We start from the raw sequence: 18416 nt of genomic DNA, 5'->3' as shown, positions 1-18416 counted from the left end.
TTATAGGTTCAATTTAGCAATGAACGAATAGTTGAGCTATAAATTTTTTTAAAATTAAAGTTTTTTCATAAAAAAATCCCTTGCACTGGCAAGGGATTTTAAACTTATTTCAAGATGCGCCAAAGTGCTAATAAACTACTCAGCACAATCAGAATAATCGAAACAAACCAAGGGCTAATAATCGCAATAGTCAGTAAAATCAACATGCTACTACCGAACATCCAGCTACGGCGTTGTTGATGTTCCATTTGCAAACGAAGTTGCTGAATTTCACGTAACTGACGATCTTGCCAAGCAGACTGATTTTTTAAACCATTTAAGCTATCAATAATTAAACTTGGGAAATCTTGAGCGCCTAAAAGCAAATCTGGTAATTGCTGACCAAGCTCTTTTACATTTTTGACTGGGTTCATGTTGGATTTGACCCATTCCGTCAAAATTGGTTTTGCCAATTTCCAGATGTCAAGCTGCGGATAAAGGTCAGTACCTAAGCCTTCTACATGTACTAAAGTTTTGAGTAGCAGCATGAGTTGTGGCGGAATTTCTAAATGGAAGCGTCGAGCAATATCCATGACTTGAATTAAGATACCTGCAAAATCAAGCTGATCCATTGGTTTTGACACCATTGGCCCAACAGTGCGGCGCATTTCACGTGCTAACGCGTCTTGATCTGTACCCGGTGGAATCCAGCCAGCTTGATGCACAATTTGAATAAGCTGCATAAAGTTGCTGTTCATCACAGCCAGCAACATGCGAGCAACTGTCATTTGGTCGTGTTTAGATAGCTCACCCATAATCGCACAGTCCAGTGCAATAAAGCGTGGATTGCTTGGGTTAATGGTTTCTACAAAGACATTACCGGGGTGCATGTCAGCATGGAAAAAGTTATCGCGGAAGACTTGCGTAAAGAAAATGGTTAATCCTTTTTCTGCAAGTTGGGCGCGATCCATGCCTAAACGGTCAAAGGTTGCTGTGTCTGAAATAGGCACACCCGTAATACGCTCAGCCACCATGACATCTTTTGTGTCCATGTACACTTCAGGCACATACATCATGGTTGAGCCAGTAAAGTAATGGCGCATACGGCGGGTGTTATCTGCCTCAATACTCAAGTCTAGCTCATTTAAAATGATCTGGCGGTAGTCTTGAATAATTTCGGTGAGATGCAATGCACGAGCAGCTTCAAGGCGGCTTTCTAGTGTGTTGCCTAACCATGCCAAAATTTCAAAATCTTGCAAAATTTGATTGCGAATGTCAGGGCGAGTCACTTTAACCACAACTTCGCGACCATCATGCAACGCAGCAGTATGCACTTGGGCAATTGATGCGGCAGCTAATGGCTGATCATCAAAGCGAGCAAACAATGTATTAACATCGGCTTTTAACGAATCTTGAATACGCTGTTTGGCAACCTCTCCATCAAAAGGCTTTACTTGATCTTGAAGTAAAACCAGCTGAGCGAGTACCTCAGGTGGAATCAAGTCACGGCGAGTAGAGAGTAATTGACCGAGCTTGATTGCAAGTGGTCCCATATCTTCTAAAGCTTCTTTGAGCTTTAAAGGATTTTTACGTTCACGACTCGACCATGCAGCTGGATGCATTTTAATAATATTTAATGCATGCTGAGCTTTAACTGGTAATTCATCCGCAGGGAACAACGTATCGAGTCTATAGTGCGCTGCAATACGCCAAAGTTCGAGTAAACGTGAAACGTGCGGAATCATATACAGTCTTACCTAGTCTTGAGAGGGTTGTAGTTGTGCATTGAGTTGCTGCAATCTTGCTTCTAGACGGTCAATGTCTTGATTAAGCTTGCGAGTGGCTTGAGTTAAGTCGTCCATTTCCCAGCGAGGGGCAAATAGGCCGCTATCTTCTTTTAATGCGTCTTCTGCAAAAAATAGATGACTTTGAAGAGAGCGTTTTAAATGTTTTGGTGCAAGTTGAATCTTGCCAATTTCGTGGGCGAGTTGAGGACCTACCCATCTAGATAAATGCGCAGCTAAATCGGGTTCAGCTTGCTGCATAATCTTTTGAATATCCTGTAGCAGGTGGTAGTCACCTTGCAATGGAATATTGCCAATCTGGTCTGGATCGCTGACTAATAATTTAATTAGTTCGACAACATCTTTAACATGCAAAGTTGCAGTTGCTTCAGAAATTTTGAATTGGGCATCAAAAGGGCGCTGTTCAAAAATAGAAGGTTTTTCGCTGTGTCCTGTTGCAGTAGGTTCAAGACGTACTTTTTCTTGGTCAAAGAATACATCGACAGAAAGCTGCGGGCTATCAATTACAACACGCAACATTTTGCCCTGTAACTGATTAAGCTGAATGCGTGTAACCGCATCCAGATCGATCAGATGATGAATGATACGTTCGACTGCACCGAGTGCCAGAATCGACCACATATCTTTATCCCTTACAGTTTAAAGCCACGGTGAACGGCAACGATACCTGCAGTAAGGTTGTGATAGTCACAGTTCTGGAAGCCAGCATTTTCCATCATACCTTTTAAAGTACGTTGGTCTGGATGCATACGAATTGATTCAGCTAAATATTTATAACTTTCTGAATCATTGGCAACCAATTTACCCATAATCGGTAAAGCGGTGAATGAGTAGAGGTCATAAAGTTTTGAAAATGGCTCAAATACAGGCTTAGAAAATTCAAGAATGAGTAAACGACCACCTGGTTTTAATACACGGAACATAGACGCAAGTGCTGCATCTTTATCTGTCACGTTACGTAAGCCAAAGCTAATGGTGACAAGGTCAAAGCTGTTATCTGCAAAAGGCTCTAAAGTTTCTGCATTGGCAAGAACGAAATCAACATTGGTACAGCCCGCATCAATTAAACGGTCACGGCCAACATTAAGCATAGATTCGTTAATGTCTGAAAGTACGACATGGCCTTGAGGACCAACTTCACGGCTAAATACTTTTGCTAAGTCGCCTGTACCACCCGCAATATCCAACACGTGTTGACCACGGCGAACACCAGACATGTTAATTGCAAAACGCTTCCACAAACGGTGAATACCAAATGACATCAAGTCATTCATCAAGTCATATTTGCTTGCAACCGAGTGGAAAACTTCTGCTACTTTTTGTGCTTTATCTTCAGTTCTAACAGTTGAGTAACCAAAGTGTGTCGTTTCACCAACGTTGCCAGTATTGCCAGCACCACGTGGTAAATTATATTTCGGTACAGAACCGTTAACAGGCGTATCTGTTAAGGTTTGCTGTAAAGTTTGTTGTTGCCCTTGAGGTGTACCTTGCGGTAAAGGTGAGCTTAGGAATGGGCTAACTTTGTCTGAACTTTGTGCCTGCTCAGTTGGAGATGTTGGCTTTTGGTTTTCGTTAGACATATTGTCTCTCCTAGACTCAAACTCAAGTGAAACGGAATAAGTTCTGCATGATGACAGATTTTGTCTATTTTTACAGGCATCATCATGCAAATATAATGAATAAAATCTCAACTTCGCGAGGTTGAGTTTTTCTATGTGCCGACCTTATCACACTCTAAACGGATTCGGATGCCCTGAATGTACATTTTCAATAATATGGCGTTCTTTTTCAGTAAAAGTCTTGATAAAGGTCTCGGCTGATTTTAACGGTTTCATCGCACTAAAACCATCTTGAATGAAATCATACATCAATTCGAAGTGATATTTTTGGGCAATACCTTTACACATTTTAAAAGCAGTAAACATCATAAATGAGCGCATGTACTTATCGAGCGCTGCTCCTAAATCATCAAGGAGGGCAAGCTGTTGATAACGCGCTTCTGCCTGATCGAGCTTGATTAGGGTTAAACGCATAATCTCATCAGTGAGTACGGTGTCTGCCGGATAGTCCTCAAGAAGTTGCATTGCTACTTGCTCATCAAGTCGAGTGGCAAGTACAGCTAAACTTACCGATTTAGTGCCTGTTTTAATTGCATTTTCAGGTAAAACTTTTTCGGCTTTATGCGCATATTTCAATAGGCGTTCAATTTGAGCTGCCAAGGCATCAAACTCTGGACCGCCATATAAACGATTTAAAAAGTACTCTGACATGAGCTTATGCGCTGGCAAATTAAAAAAGTCGTGATGCGTATCTTTCATCCGCTCTTTTAGCCATGTTTGTACATCTTGCAAACGTTGGGCAAGCACAGGATTATCGTGATAATTAAATGTTTTATATTGTTGTAAAAGATCATCAAAAGCAGCGAGTTTAGACATTTAAGGCTCTAATATTGGGCTATTTGCAAAAAATCATAAAAGGCATTGTAACCTTGTACTATGGCGAGTAGATGTAAAAAAAATGATTCATGCGTCAATTATTAGGCAGATTTTTGTCGCAATGACATAATTTGTATAGCAATTCATCAATTAACCGCATAAGTTAAAGATCATCGAAATTAAACAATAAAAGATTAGAGCTGTGGACTATGAGTGAACAACAACCAAAATTTGAGATTCGTGATGAAGAACAACTTTCAGTCGACTTGATTGAAGCACAATATGCGTTAAAAGAAAGTCGGGGAAAACTTAATGCTAAAAGCACACTCATTTTAATGAGTGGTATTGAACTGGCTGGAAAAGGCGAAGCCGTTAAGCAACTTCGTGAATGGCTAGATCCACGATATTTAAGAGTTAAAGCAGACGCGCCACGTGTGCTGACGGACAATGAGGCATTTTGGCAATCTTACTCAGCGTTTATTCCGACTGAAGGACAAATTGTGGTGATGTTCGGCAACTGGTATAGCGATTTATTAGTCACCGCGACACATGTTTCCGAACCTTTAGATGAAGCGCGCTTTGATGAATACATTGAAAATATGCGGGCATTTGAGCAAGATTTAAAAAATAACTATGTCGATGTTATTAAAGTCTGGTTTGATCTTTCATGGAAATCACTACAAAAACGTTTAGACAAAATAGACCCGTCAGAGCAACATTGGCATAAGCTTCACGGCCTAGACTGGCGTAATAAAAAACAATATGACACTTTGCAAAAGTTACGCCGTCGCTTTACCGACGATTGGTACATTATTGATGGTGAAGATGAAAAACAGCGTGATCAGTTTTTTGCTCAATACCTTTTACAACATATGCGTCAACTTCCAGAGCATGAAACCGAAGTTAAAGGAAAATGGCAGCAGGCTAAAATTCCAGAGAGTTTATTAAAACCTTCTAATGCACCACTTGAAAAAGCTGAATATAAAAAAGAGCTCGATAAACTGAGTAAGAAAATTGCTGATGCCATGCGTTTTGATAAACGCAATGTCGTGATTGCTTTTGAAGGTATGGATGCTGCCGGTAAAGGTGGGGCGATTAAGCGAATTGTTAAAAACTTAGACCCACGTGAATACGATATTCATTGTATTGGTGCACCTGAACGCTTTGAAGCTCGGCATCCTTACTTATGGCGTTTTTGGAACCGCATTAATGAAGCCGAAAAAATTACGATTTTTGACCGGACATGGTATGGGCGCGTACTCGTTGAACGTGTTGAAGGATTTGCTTCGCCTTTAGAATGGCAGCGTGCTTATGATGAAATTAACCGCTTTGAAAAGGATTTATTTGATAGTCAAACGGTTGTAGTAAAAATTTGGCTGGCGATTAGTAAAGACGAACAAGAGCAGCGTTTTAAGGCCAGAGAAGAGACACCGCATAAACGTTTTAAAATTACCGCAGAAGATTGGCGTAATCGTGATAAGTGGGACGAGTATTTAAAAGCCGCCGCAGATATGTTTGAGCGGACCAGTACTGACTACGCACCTTGGTATATCGTCGCAACTGACGATAAATATACGGCGCGTCTGGAAGTATTAAGAGCAGTTTTAAAACAGCTGAGAGCAGATTAAGCTCTCAGCTAAAATGCACATATTAATTTACAATTGTGCCACGGCTTTTTTGCTGAATACGTTTTGCAAGGTTATAACTGTCATTCAGATGAGTTTCTGCTATTTTTTTCATCATGAAATAACCTAAACTTGCTGCTACAATTTGTCCGCCTAGCGGTATAAATTTAGTCACCTGTTTTGTTACGATTTTGCCCAAAAAGCCGTTAAATGTTTTTTTAACGGTAGTACGTGCGACTACAAAACCTGAAAATTCAAAACCGCGTTTACGTAACTCATCCCAATGAATGGTTTTAGTTTTTGGGTCATAAACGCTCACGTGTTCAGGTGCTAAACCAAAACGGGAATTGATATCTGGAATCAGGTGCGACAAAATTCCCAAATCTACCGCCACGTCAAAAAAAGGAATCGGTACAATTGCCGCTCCGGCTGAGACGTATGCTCTTTTTTTGATGAGATCATGGCACTCATCGCGAATTTGTTCCAGATTTAGGCTAGGATCAATATAGTCAGGAATCTTGTCAATTTTCATAATGTCTACCTGTATAAGTTCTTGATGGCGTCATTCAAACCAAGTGAAAGTGACACCTTAAGTTAAATTATGCTGTGTTTAAACCAACGTGACATAGTCAGATTCAGTTGTATAGTAATGAATGTTTATGATTTTGTGCATAAATTATGCAAGCAGGATATGAAATAAATGGGGATCCATGTTATTCAAAGTCAACGTATTGATGTGTTGTTGCAAGGTGTATTGGCGTCTACATCTCAAGCTTCAACGCATCCATTACAGGTTTTGAAAACCCAACATTTTATTGTTCCAAGTCCTGCGGTCGAGCAGTGGCTGATACAAAAACTTGCAGAACAGCAAGGCATGAGTGCCAATTACCAGTTTCACCAACGGGTACGAGGTTTCCAATGGTTTGCCTATCAGCAAGTTTTAACTGCGCATAAAGAGCAGGTCCGTAAAGCGAACATCCCGCGTTTGATTTTTAAATGGCGGGTGCATCAGGCTTTACACGAATTTATTCAACCTGACACGATGAGCATCGACACGTCGCATCCATTACATTCTATTGTTCAGCGTATTTATGACAGCGCAGATCGACTCGAACAAGGCATAGATAAACAATTAAAAAAACAAAAAATGTTGTACTGGGTCGCTGAGCAGGTTGCCGATCTATTTAGCAACTATATGATTTATCGGGGACAGTGCCAGCGTGGTTGTGAAAATAGTTGTACTTGCCCAGAAAACTGGTTGTCTGCTTGGGGGCAGGGCCGATCACTAGATATTGAAAAATATATTGTACAAAAAGATGAAGAAGTGACTGCTTTTGCATTGCATCAAACGCAAGAGCTAGAACGTTGGCAGCGTTGGTTATGGCAACAACATTTTCATGATGACTTTTTGCAGATGCAGCAAATCGATGAGTTGTTTTGGCAAGAATTAGATCATCCGGACCGCAGTAAGCGTGCTATTTCAAGATTACCTAATCAAGTGGTGATCTTTACGTTGTTAGATTTACCGCCAAGCCAATTACAGTTTTTGCGCCGTTTAGGACAATACGTTGATGTGCTGATTTTGCACTATAACCCTTCACAAGAATATTGGGCTGATAGTGTCGATCCACTCTGGAAGCAGCGATATGACTTAGGGGTAAAAGAGCGGTTTATTGCGAAAAATCCGAAGGCTACAGACACTGAAATTAGAGAGTTTTTTAATAAATTCACACTCAACTTTAATGCTGAAGCGCGTGAGTCCAGACATCCGCTTTTAACCAGATTGGGTAAGCAAGCCCGCGACCACTTTTCGCTATTATCAAATTTGTCCACGGGCGAAGAAGGTAAGTGGGTAGATGCTTTTGTAGATGATTTTCCTGAAAGTTTACTCGGTAAAGTTCAGTCAGATATTTTACATTTGGTAGAACCGCAAGCGAAACAATATGAACTTGACCCAGATGATGACTCGATTCAGATTCATGTTTGTCATTCGACTTTACGTCAGCTTGAAGTATTAAAAGAGCAATTAATCTGTTGGTTGGCTAAACCGCATGAGCAGCCGCGCCGTCCAAACGATATTTTAGTTTTAGTTCCTAATTTGGCTGATATTGAGCCTCTAATTCGAAGTGTATTTCCCGCTACTGCTACTGAACAGGGTGTGCATTTGCCTGTGAAAATCGCAGGTGTTGCTTCACTTGATGCACTTAATGCATGGCGTGCCGTGATTGGGCGTATTCAACTGATGCAGGGGCGTTTTAGCTTTGATGATTTTGCTGACTGGTTAAGTTTGCATGCGACCCAGCAACGTTATGAACTTGAGTATGTTCAGGTTGAGCGAATTTTAAATTTACTTGCCGATGCGGGCTTTAAACGAGGGCTAGATGCAGAGCATCTCAAACGCAGTTTATGTGAAGGGGATGACGATTACCGATATAGCTTTAAATTTGCATTAGAGCGATTGGCCCTTGGCATTGCTGTGCCTGTACATGCAACGTTCAATCAGGTCTTGAGTTATGCCAAAGTTCAGCCCAGTGATTTTGAGTTGATTGGTACACTTATTCAGATTTATCAGGATTTGAATGAGCGCCGTGATTGGTTAACTCTACATGAACAAGGGAAAGTCTATACGGTTGAATATTGGCTTCAAGTGCTAGGCAAAGATATTGTTGAATTTGAGCAGGTCGGTGTTGCAGCTTTAAAGGCTGTGCGGGAAATTGTTAAAAAACAAGAACGAATGTTGACACTCGCAAGTTATTACGCCGAGACAGAAACAGGAACTTTGCGCAAAATTACCTTGCCTCTGCCTTATATTATTGAAGAAATTCAACGGACTTTAGAAAGTCAAAGTGCACAAGCTGAACCGACAGGGCAGATTACCTTCGCCCAAATTGGACATATTCGGCCGTTACCTTATCGCTTAAAGGTCATGTTAAATCTTGATGCAGGGCAATTTCCAAACCGTGATACACACGTTCCATTTGATTTAATGGATGCACTGCGCCAACAGTTAGGTGACCGCTCTCGACTTGAAGATGATCAAGGTGCTTTTTTAGATGCTTTATTATTAGCCCAAGAAAATTTATGGCTGTTTTATAACGGCTTTGATGTGAACGATGGCGAAGTGCGTGAACCTTCAAGTATTCTTCAAGAGTTCCGTGAGCATCTTGCCTTAATTGTGAAAGCTGAAAATGATGCACCTGAAAATATAGTTGTTGAAGGGATTGAGATTCCTTCACAATTAAAACAACTCTATCACTTCCATGATTTACAGCCTTTTGACCCGAAAGGATTTACTGTAGAGAAACGTGTTATTCGTTATCAAGATCACTGGTTTAAGGTCGCTACACAAATTCAGCAAGTCTCAGGAAACCGACAACCTTGGGCGAACACGACCTATCCGCTACAAATACCTGATATCTTGGTTTTAGAAAGCCGGCAGTGGATACAAGATGTGACATTCCCAGCACGGTTATATTTGAAAACTTTAGGGGTAGAAAACTTAGGAAGTGTCGGAGTGCTCGACCAAAATGAACCTTTATTATTAGATGGTTTAGGGCGCTATACAATTCGATATTTTTTACAGCAATCTGAACAGCAAGCACAACCTGAAGTATTAATTGATCAGTTACCTGTAGGCAAAGTCAAATATAGCGCATGGCAACAAGGTGTGTTTGAGCAAGAGTGTTTACTTGAACGTCTTCACCATTATGCACCAGCAGTAACACCAACGACTCAGCGTATTTGGCGAATTGCTAAACAGCTTCATATGAATATTACAGTTCCGAAGTCTGAAACTCGGGATTGGGTGAGTATGGAGCCTTCAAGCGCTCGGGCAAAAAGACGCGCTAAAGTCTGGTTAGAATATCTACTTTGGTTAGCTTACTTAAATGAGGGAAGTGCAGGGGCTGAAAAACGCCGTATTGTGGTTTTTAGCGATCAAACCGTAATTTGTAGTGGCATAAGTTCTGAGCAAGCTCGGCAATATTTACAGCCATGGTTTAAAATCTGGCGCCATGCACAGCAACAACCTTTGGTTTTACCAGCAGCCTTATTATTAAAGCCGCTAGAAAAAGCTAAAGCATATCAGTGGGAAACAACAAATCAGACAGAAAAAGCAAAACTGGATGAGAAGAGCTATACAGAGCTGTTAAAATACTGGAATGAGACAGGGTCATTTACCACAATGGATATGACTCAAAATGAAGCTTGCAAGTTGCATCAAGACTGGAGCTTTATTTTGCAAGAACAAGATGCGCAAGCTTTGCTTCAACATGCTTGTGATGAGTTTGCGTATGATTTGTATCATCCGGTTTTTCAATTTCAACATTCGGAGTAAGGCATGAACTCAAGAGTACAGGTGTCTTATCAACCTATTATTGATATTGAATTTAGTGGCTTACACTTAATTGAAGCTTCCGCAGGTACAGGAAAAACCTATACCTTATCAAGTTTGATGGTCCGTATCTTTCTTGAAAAATACTTGCCTAGACAAGTCATTGCGACCACGTTTACCCGTGCTGCTGCTGCCGAGTTAAAAAGCCGTATTCGTGCACGTTTGGTTGAAACGTACCGTTATTTAGATGCCAAGCGTAATTTTACAGAACAAGAATTACTTACGCAGGCAGAGCAAGAACCTGACTTATTACTCCAGCATATTCTAAAGCATTTTGCGACACGTATTGCCTATGCGTGTGAACGTTTGAAACTGGTTATAGATCAATTAGACGAGTTATTTGTTGGGACACTCGATAGCTTTAGCCAAAAACTATTACGTGAGTTTGCTTTTGAGAGTGGCAAAATTGAACGCGCTCAAATTACCGATGATGCCAAAACTTATAGTCGGCAACTGATCCATGATGTACTGCGTGAATGGATACAGTCTCAACCTCAAACCGTGATTGATGCGTTGTATTTGGCAGGTGAGCTTAAGAGTGTTGATAGTTTTGTTAAACTGGTCGAAGATTCACTTAATTTTAGTTCGGCTCATTTTAAACTTCCCGAAAAACCAACCATTCAATTTGAACAACTTGCCCAGCTCAAACAATTAGCGACAGAAATTGATATCAGCCTCTTAGAAGCATATTACTTGCTTGATGGCGAGCACTATAAACATGTGAGCGGGACAGTATTTAGAAATGGGGCATTTAATAAACTATTTAGTGAATGTTTACCGCAGCTACTACAAGTTCTGAAGCAAAGCGACATTATTTTAGTTTTTGACGGGTCATTAGCCGCACAACGAGAACTTGTTTTTAAGTTTTTAGGTCAACTTGCCGATCAAAAAGTTTTTAAGAAATGTCCTGCTGAAATCTCAGAGGGTTTCTATCAGCATCCCTGTATTCAGCAAATTCAGAAGCTTTTTGGTGTGCTGAAAAATTACGCCGAGCAGTTCGACCAGCTTCATATTTATTTAAAAGCCTATTTATGTGTAGAGGTTAAAAAACGCTTACCACAGGTTTTACAAAATAAAGGTGAAACTACTTTTTCTCAGCAAATTCGTACACTTTCTGAAGCTTTAAAAGGTGAGCAGGGGCAACGTTTTGCTGTATTTGTGCAGGCTCGATATCCCTTAATTTTGGTTGATGAATTTCAGGATACCAACCAAGATCAAGACGACATGCTGGCGAGCATTTGGCGCCATCCAGAGCGCTATAAAAAAGGTTGCATGATTATGGTGGGTGACCGTAAACAGGCGATTTACGGTTTCCGCGGTGGGGATATGCTCACCTTCTTAAATGCCTATAAAGATATTCAAGCCAAACATGGTCGTGAGTATAAGTTAATTCATAACCATCGTTCTGTTGCTGATCTGGTTGAAGTGGTCGATGCCTTATTTCAAAGGCAAATCGACTTTGGTGAAGAAGTTCAATATGACCCAATTCGAGCAGGAACTCGGCCTCATCCTGTATTAATTGAGCAGAACAATCATAATCCTCACCCTTTACGCTGGTTGATGCTCAAAGATAAAGAAACAGAGGCTCAGCAAGTTGCATGGAAGATTCGAGATCTACTTAACCAGTCACATGCTGGACAACTATATTTTCAAAAAGATGCTCAGACTCAAACCTTAAACGAAGATGATATTGCGGTATTGTCTCGTAATCATGATGGGCTGGATAAAGTTCAATTTGAGCTAGAACGTTTAGGAATTCGTGTTAACAGGCCATCAAAACGCAGTGTTTTCGATTGCTCGATTGCTCAAGACGTGGGGGCTTTGCTGACCGCCATACTTCATCCTTACGATGAGGCAAAAGTAAAACGAGCTTTAATTAGCCGTCTATTTGCCATGGATTTAAAACAACTCTTACAACTTGAGCAGACAGCCGAAGGGTTAAGCCAGTTTATGACTGGTTTTGACACTATTAGAGAGTTGTGGTCTGCTCAAGGCTTTTTAGTGGCATGGCAACAATGCCTCATCCAGTTTGATATATGGCAAAATTTGGTTGCAGCTCAAAGTAAAGATAATGAACGGGTTGTGGTGAACTTGCGTCATTTAACTGAAATTTTGAGTCAGCACAGTGAAAAATACTCAGGCGCTCAGAACCTTTATCACTGGTATCTCAAACAGTTGCGTTCTCCTCTTGATCGTGATTGGGAGTTAGAACGTAAATTATCGAGCGAAGCTGGTGTTCAGCTCATGACTATTCACCAGTCGAAAGGACTGGAATTTAAGATTGTATTTTTATTAGGTGCAGATAAGCCCTTTCGAGAAAATAATAAAACACTCAATTTTTCAACCCAAGATATTGTCAAACCAGACTCAAACCAGACTTTGACTCAACGTGTCGTTGCGATTGCTGACAAAACTTATTTGAATGAGATTGAACTTAAGCAACATGAGGAGCGAGCGCTCGCTGAACAGAATCGTCTTTGGTATGTCGCTTTAACGCGAGCAAGCCATCGCGTCTATGCTGTTTTACAAGATATTGATGGTAAATCGGTATCAGGCCTAGCATTTTGGAAAAATAGAGCTGAACCTTTTCAACACCGTTGCTGTACGGATGAAATGGTTTTGGAACAGACTCCACAAGCAATTCATTTAACCAAGCAAACCAGTGTTATTGAAATACAAGCAAAACGGTTTCCTGAACAACGTTTTTATTCGAGAGGGAAAACCAGTTTCAGTTACTTGGCACAGCATTTAAAACATAAGGCTGGCACAGATTTATTGGCCAGCCAGAGCAATGATGCTGTATTGGCAGAAGATGAGTTGGACTTAATTCATACTGCTGAAGCAATCAGTGCTCAGCCGATTGACTGGATAAAGAATAACTTTCCTAGAGGAGTGCTTGCCGGTAATTTCTTGCATGAAATATTTGAACATATTGATTTTCAATGTTCAGATGACTGGGTCATAGAAATACGTCGTCGTTTTAAAAATGACTATAGTAGCCTTTGGCAAGATTTACTCATTAAATATAACGAGAGCTTCCCAGAAGAGGAAGATGCCGAAAATCTGCTTTACCAGTCAGTTGCAGAGTGGTTAAAAGATATTTTGCGAACACCGCTTTCTCAAGGCTTTCGATTAAACCAGCTCCAACAAGATCAGTATTTGTCAGAGTTTCCTTTTTATTTGGCACTCTCAGATCGGGTTTTAGCAATGACACGTATTCAGCAGCTCTTCGCTGAGTATGGATTGAATATGCCGGAGTTACTGGAGGCTCGATCAGCGCGTTACCTCAATGGTTCTATCGATTTGGTTTATTTTGATGGTCAGCGTTACCACATTGCCGATTATAAAAGTAATTACTTAGGGGATGATCTTGCAGATTATCGTAGCGACAGCATTGCCCAAAGCATGTCTTTAGCAAGTTACTGGCTACAAGCAGGTTTATATCTCGTTGCATTACATCGTTATTTGCAAGTCAAAATGCAGAATTACCAAATTGAACAACATTTAGGTGGGGCAACTTATCTTTATTTACGTGGTATGAATGGTGAAGCGGAGCAGGGGTACTATTATTGGGAACCTAGCGTCGAGTTTATTCTTCGTCTTGATGCCATTTTGGGATATTTTGCTGAGGATAAAATAGCATGAAAAATGCTGATAAAATGCGTAATTTGAAGATTAACAAATACTTGATATGTGGATAAGCCTGTCTATAACCATGTGGACAAGCGTGTGGAAAACTAGGTGGATAAGTGTGTGGACAACCTAAATAGCTCTGAACAAGCCGATTTAAGCTGGTTAACAACATGGAGTAGCTTCTTAAATCAGGCTCCATTTACTGAACAATCGCAAGTGCCGGAAGCCACTTCTTACTTGCAGCAGCTTATTGAAGCGAGCTTACAAGGCGATAGCTGTATCGATGCCAGTTCAGAGCAAATTGCAGCACTTGGTCAGCTTGCTATATCTGCTGATCAAGCAACTTCAAAAGTTGCGCCGTGCGTCTACGATGAGCAGGGGTTGGCATTATACCGATATTGGCACCTAGAGCAACGACTTGCAGAACAAATTTGTCGATTAAAGCAACAATTAATTCAACCCGTAGCTTGTGAAGACTATCTGGACCTACTCACCGATCCTCATCAACAGGCAGCTTTACAGATGGTTGCTCGGCAAAGCTTGAGTATTATTACGGGTGGGCCGGGTACAGGTAAGACTTATACGCTGGCACGTATTATTGCTGTGCTGAGTCAGGCAATTCCGCATATTCGTGTGGCGATGGCCGCTCCAACGGGTAAAGCAGCACAGCGAATGCAAGAAGCTTTACAGAACTCGTTTAACGACCCTAAATTGCTTGAGTCTGGATTAGTTAGTGAAGAGCTAAGGAATCAGGGAACACAAACGATTCACCGATTATTAGGGATGGGACATAGCCAAACACCACGGTTTAATCAAAAACAGCCTTTGCCCTATGACGTAATTGTCGTGGATGAAGCTTCTATGCTGGATTTAAATCTGGCAACGTTATTATTTGAAGCTGTGCCCGAGTCTTGTCGAATTATCTTATTAGGAGATGCAAATCAGCTCGCTTCCGTTGATGTCGGGGCGGTACTTGCAGATTTGCAGCAAATACAGGCATTGGCTGACAATAGAGTTCAATTACAAACCAGTCGCCGTTTCGCTGAAGGGGCATTGATTGGGCAAACTGCTAAATTTATTCAGGCGCAAACCCATCAACAAGATCATGTAGAAGTTTTGCAGAGATTTGAAGTTGATATTGTTCCAGCTTCAAAATTAAAACCCATACATCTACAAACAGATATGCCCGATGTGGTTCAGCTTGAATATTTACCAGAAGGCAATCAATTAGACCTAGATCTCTATTATCAAAAGCTCATGCTCGGTTTTCAAGGGTATGTAGAAAGTCTAAAGAACTATTTACAAGAAGAGCGCTCGATTGAACAGGTCCAAAATGTAGTAAAAGCATTTGATGACTACCGTATTTTAACGGCTGTTCGTCATGGCCCGTTTGGGTTGCAGCAGTTAAACCAATATGCCCAGCGTTGGATACAGCAACAGTTATCAATCGTGACTGTCGGAGGGTGGTATGTGGGCCGTCCAGTAATGATGACCTATAACGATTATCAACTCGGTATTTCAAATGGAGACATTGGTTTGTGCTTTGAGCACAGAACTCAGCCACAGCAGTTTGAAGTATATTTTCCAAGTTTGAATAAATGGGTCGCTGCAAATCGATTGCCTAAAAGCATTCAAAGTGCTTTTGCCCTAACAATTCATAAATCGCAAGGGTCTGAATTTACCCATACTGCTGTTGTTCTTGATCAGGCTGCAAAGAACTTATTAAGCCAAGAGCTTATTTACACTGCGATTACACGAGCTAAGAAAGTAGTCAGTCTTTTAGTTGACCAAGAGGCTTTAATACAGGCATTTACAGTTCGTACTACAAGAAAAAGTGGGTTAGTTCAAAAAGTTAATCGGTTAGTTCGTTAAGCCAAACTTAATATTTTTACACTTGTAAGAAAAAGCTTACATAGATTCGAGATATTTGCTGCTAGAGTACACCCCGTGTTTTTGAGATTATAAACGCACAACGAGCTTGGCAAGGAATGTCGGGCAAAATCGCACAATAATAACAACTTAAGTCGAGAGACTGCGAACTTACAATGAAGTAGGTGTATAAAGAGGAAACTTACAGCCGCTAAGCCTTGTAGTTTTGGGAGAGACTACAGGGCTTTTTTATATTCTAAATTTCACTGCCTTTCAAAAAGTATGACAAAACTTCGCTTTTAGCGTCATCTGCACGATGTTTTCTTGTAAAGATTTAAATCAATAATATCAATATATTTATCTGTAATATGTTTTTAAAACAGGCATTTTTCCTGTGAATTGTTAAGTTAAATGTTATACAGAACTGTACGTTAAATGTTAAAAGGGGCCATTTGCCAAATATTAGACAGACCTGTACGTTTTTACTTACATGATGATAAGAAAAATACTACTTTTCTTCATAATTGGATATGTCACAATACATCACATAAGGAAATAGAAACAAAAACAACGGAAGTGAGTTAAAACAACAAGAAGGATGTGACTAGCATCTCACCAACGACAATAAAAACAGTAATAACACGATAAACAAAAACTACAGCGCCAAAAACCCAAGCAGAAATGCTTGGGTTTTTTATTTGCTTCTACACTAAGTCAGTCTCATGAGAGTCACTACCAAATAAAGAACGGCGTTGATCTCTCGGTATACGCGGACATTGTGCTGAGATTTGATAGAGAACTTTAGCTAAAGCAGGCAGGTGAGTACCCACTACAGATTTACCTGTTGTTAATAAGGAAACACTGATATCTCTTTCTGGGTCAGCCCAGCACAAGATATTAGAAAACCCTAGATGGCCAAATGCTTGTCCTGTCATTGGGCCAAAAAGGCCGACAGGGTTGCTGCCTAACATTGGTCCTAAAGCATAGCGCATTGGAATTAATAACGTACGGTCAATATTAACGCCTGTGGTGGGAAGAGTCGCTCTGAAAATAGTTTTTTCACTGAAGATTTGCTGACCGCCATAGCTTCCGCCACTTAAAAGCATTTCAAAGAAGCGGCTAGCTTGTTCTGCACTGGTATAGATATTGCCGGCTGGGCAAATGGTGTCCATAAAGCGACTATCGTTAGTCACATCAACTGCGAGTTGCAACCCCCCACCTAAAACATGATTCAGATAATGATCGGTACCAAGGCGAGGGTGCAGACCTGTTGCACAGTTTAAGGCGACTTCTGAACGGTATTCTGGTTTCAATCCATAGTTGAAATAAGGCATTCCCATCGGCTTTTCGATAGTTTGATGTACAAATTCACGTAAGTCTTGCCCAGTCACTCGTTCAATGACTTCTCCTAAAATGTAACCTGCCGTAACCGCATGATAAGCAAGATGATTGCCAGCGGGCGAAACAGGTCGAGCAGTATACAAACGTTTTAAAATTTCATCTTTATCAAATAATAATTCTGGGGTGACATCGCCTTCAATATAGGGAATACCGCCGCGATGTGCCAATAAATGAAAGATCGTTGCACGGCGCTTACCATTGACACCATATTCTGGAATGTAATAACTCACGGGATCGAGCAAATTGATTTCACCTTTTTCATCTAATAGATGAATCAACATGGCTGTGATCATCTTCGATGCTGAAAATAGGCAAACAGGGGTATCTGGGGTTGCAATCAGCGCATTTTCTTGAAGACCTGCCGGAGAGTTCCCTTGGGCATATCCAATGCTTCTATTGAGCAAAATTTTACCTTGCCTGCGTAAACAGAAGGTAATGAGTGGATAGTTTCCGGTTTTATACAGTGCTTCTATACTTTTCCAGATTTTTTGAATCTGATACTCACTCATTCCACCCTGTTCAGCAGCAACTTCATCTTTTTGTCGAATGACTTGCTCAATATTGTCCGGTACTGGACAAGTGTTGGTTGAAAAAATTTTCACACGTCCCTCGCGCTTCTTTCTTTTTATTCAAGGCTAGTGTGCAGGGTTAAGGACCTGATGTCAGTGTCTAAAATGACAAGTTACTGAAAACTATTTTGCAATCCACCTATAGATACCTTAAAATAGGCGACTTGCTGTAGTGATGCACGGCAGTCAGTTGCCTCAACTGATTCATATCGTTTACTTTTTTAAGCATCTCGGAGAAATCGAATGGCTTTAACTAATGCAGACCGCGCAGAGATCATTGCTAAATTTGCTCGCGCTGAAAATGACACTGGTTCACCAGAAGTACAAGTAGCTTTATTGACTGCTCAAATCAATGATTTACAAGGTCACTTCAAAGCTCACAAACACGACCACCACAGCCGTCGTGGTTTGATCCGTATGGTTAACCAACGTCGTAAATTGCTCGACTACTTAAATGGTAAAGACCACGGTCGTTACACTGCTTTGATCGGTGCTTTAGGTTTACGTCGTTAATTCGATTTTCACTTTGTTTTCGCTATTTCGCATGTCGCAATGCTTTATCGCTGAAAAGAGAGTTTCACTTAATGTTAGGTTAAGTGATTTTTAGAAGGGGCGCTTGTGCGCTCCTTCTTTGCGTTTAACTTTTTTAAATAATTGATCTAGTGTGATGGCTTCTAAGCTTTGTCATTTATCTACCAATCGGTGTA

General features: G+C 40.7%; 11 protein-coding genes. 5 read left to right on the top strand and 6 right to left on the bottom strand.

The annotated features are described in order from the left end of the window. Positions 1 to 104: 104 nt before the first annotated feature. The 4 genes from ubiB to F931_RS16420 all read right to left on the bottom strand — a co-directional run bounded on the left by ubiB (position 105) and on the right by F931_RS16420 (position 4219). On the bottom strand, positions 105 to 1724 hold the full coding sequence (gene ubiB, locus F931_RS16435; protein WP_016142359.1) for an ABC1 kinase family protein: 1620 nt from the start codon (positions 1722 to 1724) through the stop codon (positions 105 to 107). Positions 1725 to 1736: 12 nt separating this feature from the next. Continuing rightward, positions 1737 to 2405: a ubiquinone biosynthesis accessory factor UbiJ gene (locus F931_RS16430; protein WP_016142358.1), complete on the bottom strand. Its 669-nt coding sequence runs from the start codon at positions 2403 to 2405 to the stop codon at positions 1737 to 1739. A gap of 11 nt (positions 2406 to 2416) precedes the next feature. Then, positions 2417 to 3364 carry a bifunctional demethylmenaquinone methyltransferase/2-methoxy-6-polyprenyl-1,4-benzoquinol methylase UbiE gene (gene ubiE, locus F931_RS16425; protein WP_002114829.1) on the bottom strand — a complete coding sequence of 316 codons (948 nt, stop codon included), beginning with the start codon at positions 3362 to 3364 and terminating at the stop codon, positions 2417 to 2419. A gap of 147 nt (positions 3365 to 3511) precedes the next feature. Then, a complete protein-coding gene (locus F931_RS16420) occupies positions 3512 to 4219 on the bottom strand; it encodes a DUF8198 family protein (protein WP_016142357.1) in 708 nt (235 codons plus the stop codon). Positions 4220 to 4428: 209 nt separating this feature from the next. Here F931_RS16420 and F931_RS16415 point away from each other — a divergent pair, with 209 nt between their 5' ends. After that, complete coding sequence (locus F931_RS16415) at positions 4429 to 5847, top strand: polyphosphate:AMP phosphotransferase (protein ID WP_016142356.1); 1419 nt, start codon at positions 4429 to 4431, stop codon at positions 5845 to 5847. Between the two features lie 22 nt (positions 5848 to 5869). Here the strand turns inward: F931_RS16415 and F931_RS16410 are convergent, their stop codons facing one another. Beyond that, positions 5870 to 6376, bottom strand: a complete 507-nt coding sequence (locus F931_RS16410) for a hypothetical protein (RefSeq protein WP_016142355.1) — start codon at positions 6374 to 6376, stop codon at positions 5870 to 5872. 168 nt (positions 6377 to 6544) lie between these two features. Between F931_RS16410 and F931_RS16405 the strand changes: the two genes are divergently transcribed. From F931_RS16405 to recD, 3 genes are all read left to right on the top strand, one after another. After that, positions 6545 to 10180, top strand: a complete 3636-nt coding sequence (locus F931_RS16405; protein ID WP_016142354.1) for an exodeoxyribonuclease V subunit gamma — start codon at positions 6545 to 6547, stop codon at positions 10178 to 10180. A gap of 3 nt (positions 10181 to 10183) precedes the next feature. Continuing rightward, positions 10184 to 13882 (top strand): UvrD-helicase domain-containing protein, encoded by a 3699-nt coding sequence (gene recB / locus F931_RS16400; protein ID WP_016142353.1) that lies wholly within the window; start codon positions 10184 to 10186, stop codon positions 13880 to 13882. Between the two features lie 108 nt (positions 13883 to 13990). Further along, positions 13991 to 15742, top strand: a complete 1752-nt coding sequence (gene recD / locus F931_RS16395; RefSeq protein ID WP_016142352.1) for an exodeoxyribonuclease V subunit alpha — start codon at positions 13991 to 13993, stop codon at positions 15740 to 15742. Positions 15743 to 16443: 701 nt separating this feature from the next. Here recD and yfeW read toward each other — a convergent pair. After that, positions 16444 to 17742: a serine hydrolase domain-containing protein gene (gene yfeW / locus F931_RS16390; protein ID WP_016142351.1), complete on the bottom strand. Its 1299-nt coding sequence runs from the start codon at positions 17740 to 17742 to the stop codon at positions 16444 to 16446. Between the two features lie 210 nt (positions 17743 to 17952). On the opposite strand from yfeW, the gene rpsO reads away from it, so the two are divergent. Then, complete coding sequence (gene rpsO / locus F931_RS16385; RefSeq protein ID WP_002114951.1) at positions 17953 to 18222, top strand: 30S ribosomal protein S15; 270 nt, start codon at positions 17953 to 17955, stop codon at positions 18220 to 18222. The last annotated feature ends 194 nt before the right edge of the window (positions 18223 to 18416 follow it).

Source organism: Acinetobacter pittii ANC 4050 (assembly GCF_000399685.1).
Classification (GTDB): domain Bacteria; phylum Pseudomonadota; class Gammaproteobacteria; order Pseudomonadales; family Moraxellaceae; genus Acinetobacter; species Acinetobacter pittii_E.
This window is presented reverse-complemented; position numbering and strand designations above follow the sequence as displayed.

What these genes read in the sequence shown, in the direction of transcription:
- F931_RS16420 (WP_016142357.1), bottom strand. Translation starts at nt 4,219, where the DNA reads ATGTCTAAACTCGCTGCTTTTGATGATCTTTTACAACAATATAAAACA.
- F931_RS16430 (WP_016142358.1), bottom strand. Translation starts at nt 2,405, where the DNA reads ATGTGGTCGATTCTGGCACTCGGTGCAGTCGAACGTATCATTCATCAT.
- recB (WP_016142353.1), top strand. Translation starts at nt 10,184, where the DNA reads ATGAACTCAAGAGTACAGGTGTCTTATCAACCTATTATTGATATTGAA.
- F931_RS16405 (WP_016142354.1), top strand. Translation starts at nt 6,545, where the DNA reads ATGGGGATCCATGTTATTCAAAGTCAACGTATTGATGTGTTGTTGCAA.
- F931_RS16415 (WP_016142356.1), top strand. Translation starts at nt 4,429, where the DNA reads ATGAGTGAACAACAACCAAAATTTGAGATTCGTGATGAAGAACAACTT.
- ubiE (WP_002114829.1), bottom strand. Translation starts at nt 3,364, where the DNA reads ATGTCTAACGAAAACCAAAAGCCAACATCTCCAACTGAGCAGGCACAA.
- rpsO (WP_002114951.1), top strand. Translation starts at nt 17,953, where the DNA reads ATGGCTTTAACTAATGCAGACCGCGCAGAGATCATTGCTAAATTTGCT.
- ubiB (WP_016142359.1), bottom strand. Translation starts at nt 1,724, where the DNA reads ATGATTCCGCACGTTTCACGTTTACTCGAACTTTGGCGTATTGCAGCG.
- F931_RS16410 (WP_016142355.1), bottom strand. Translation starts at nt 6,376, where the DNA reads ATGAAAATTGACAAGATTCCTGACTATATTGATCCTAGCCTAAATCTG.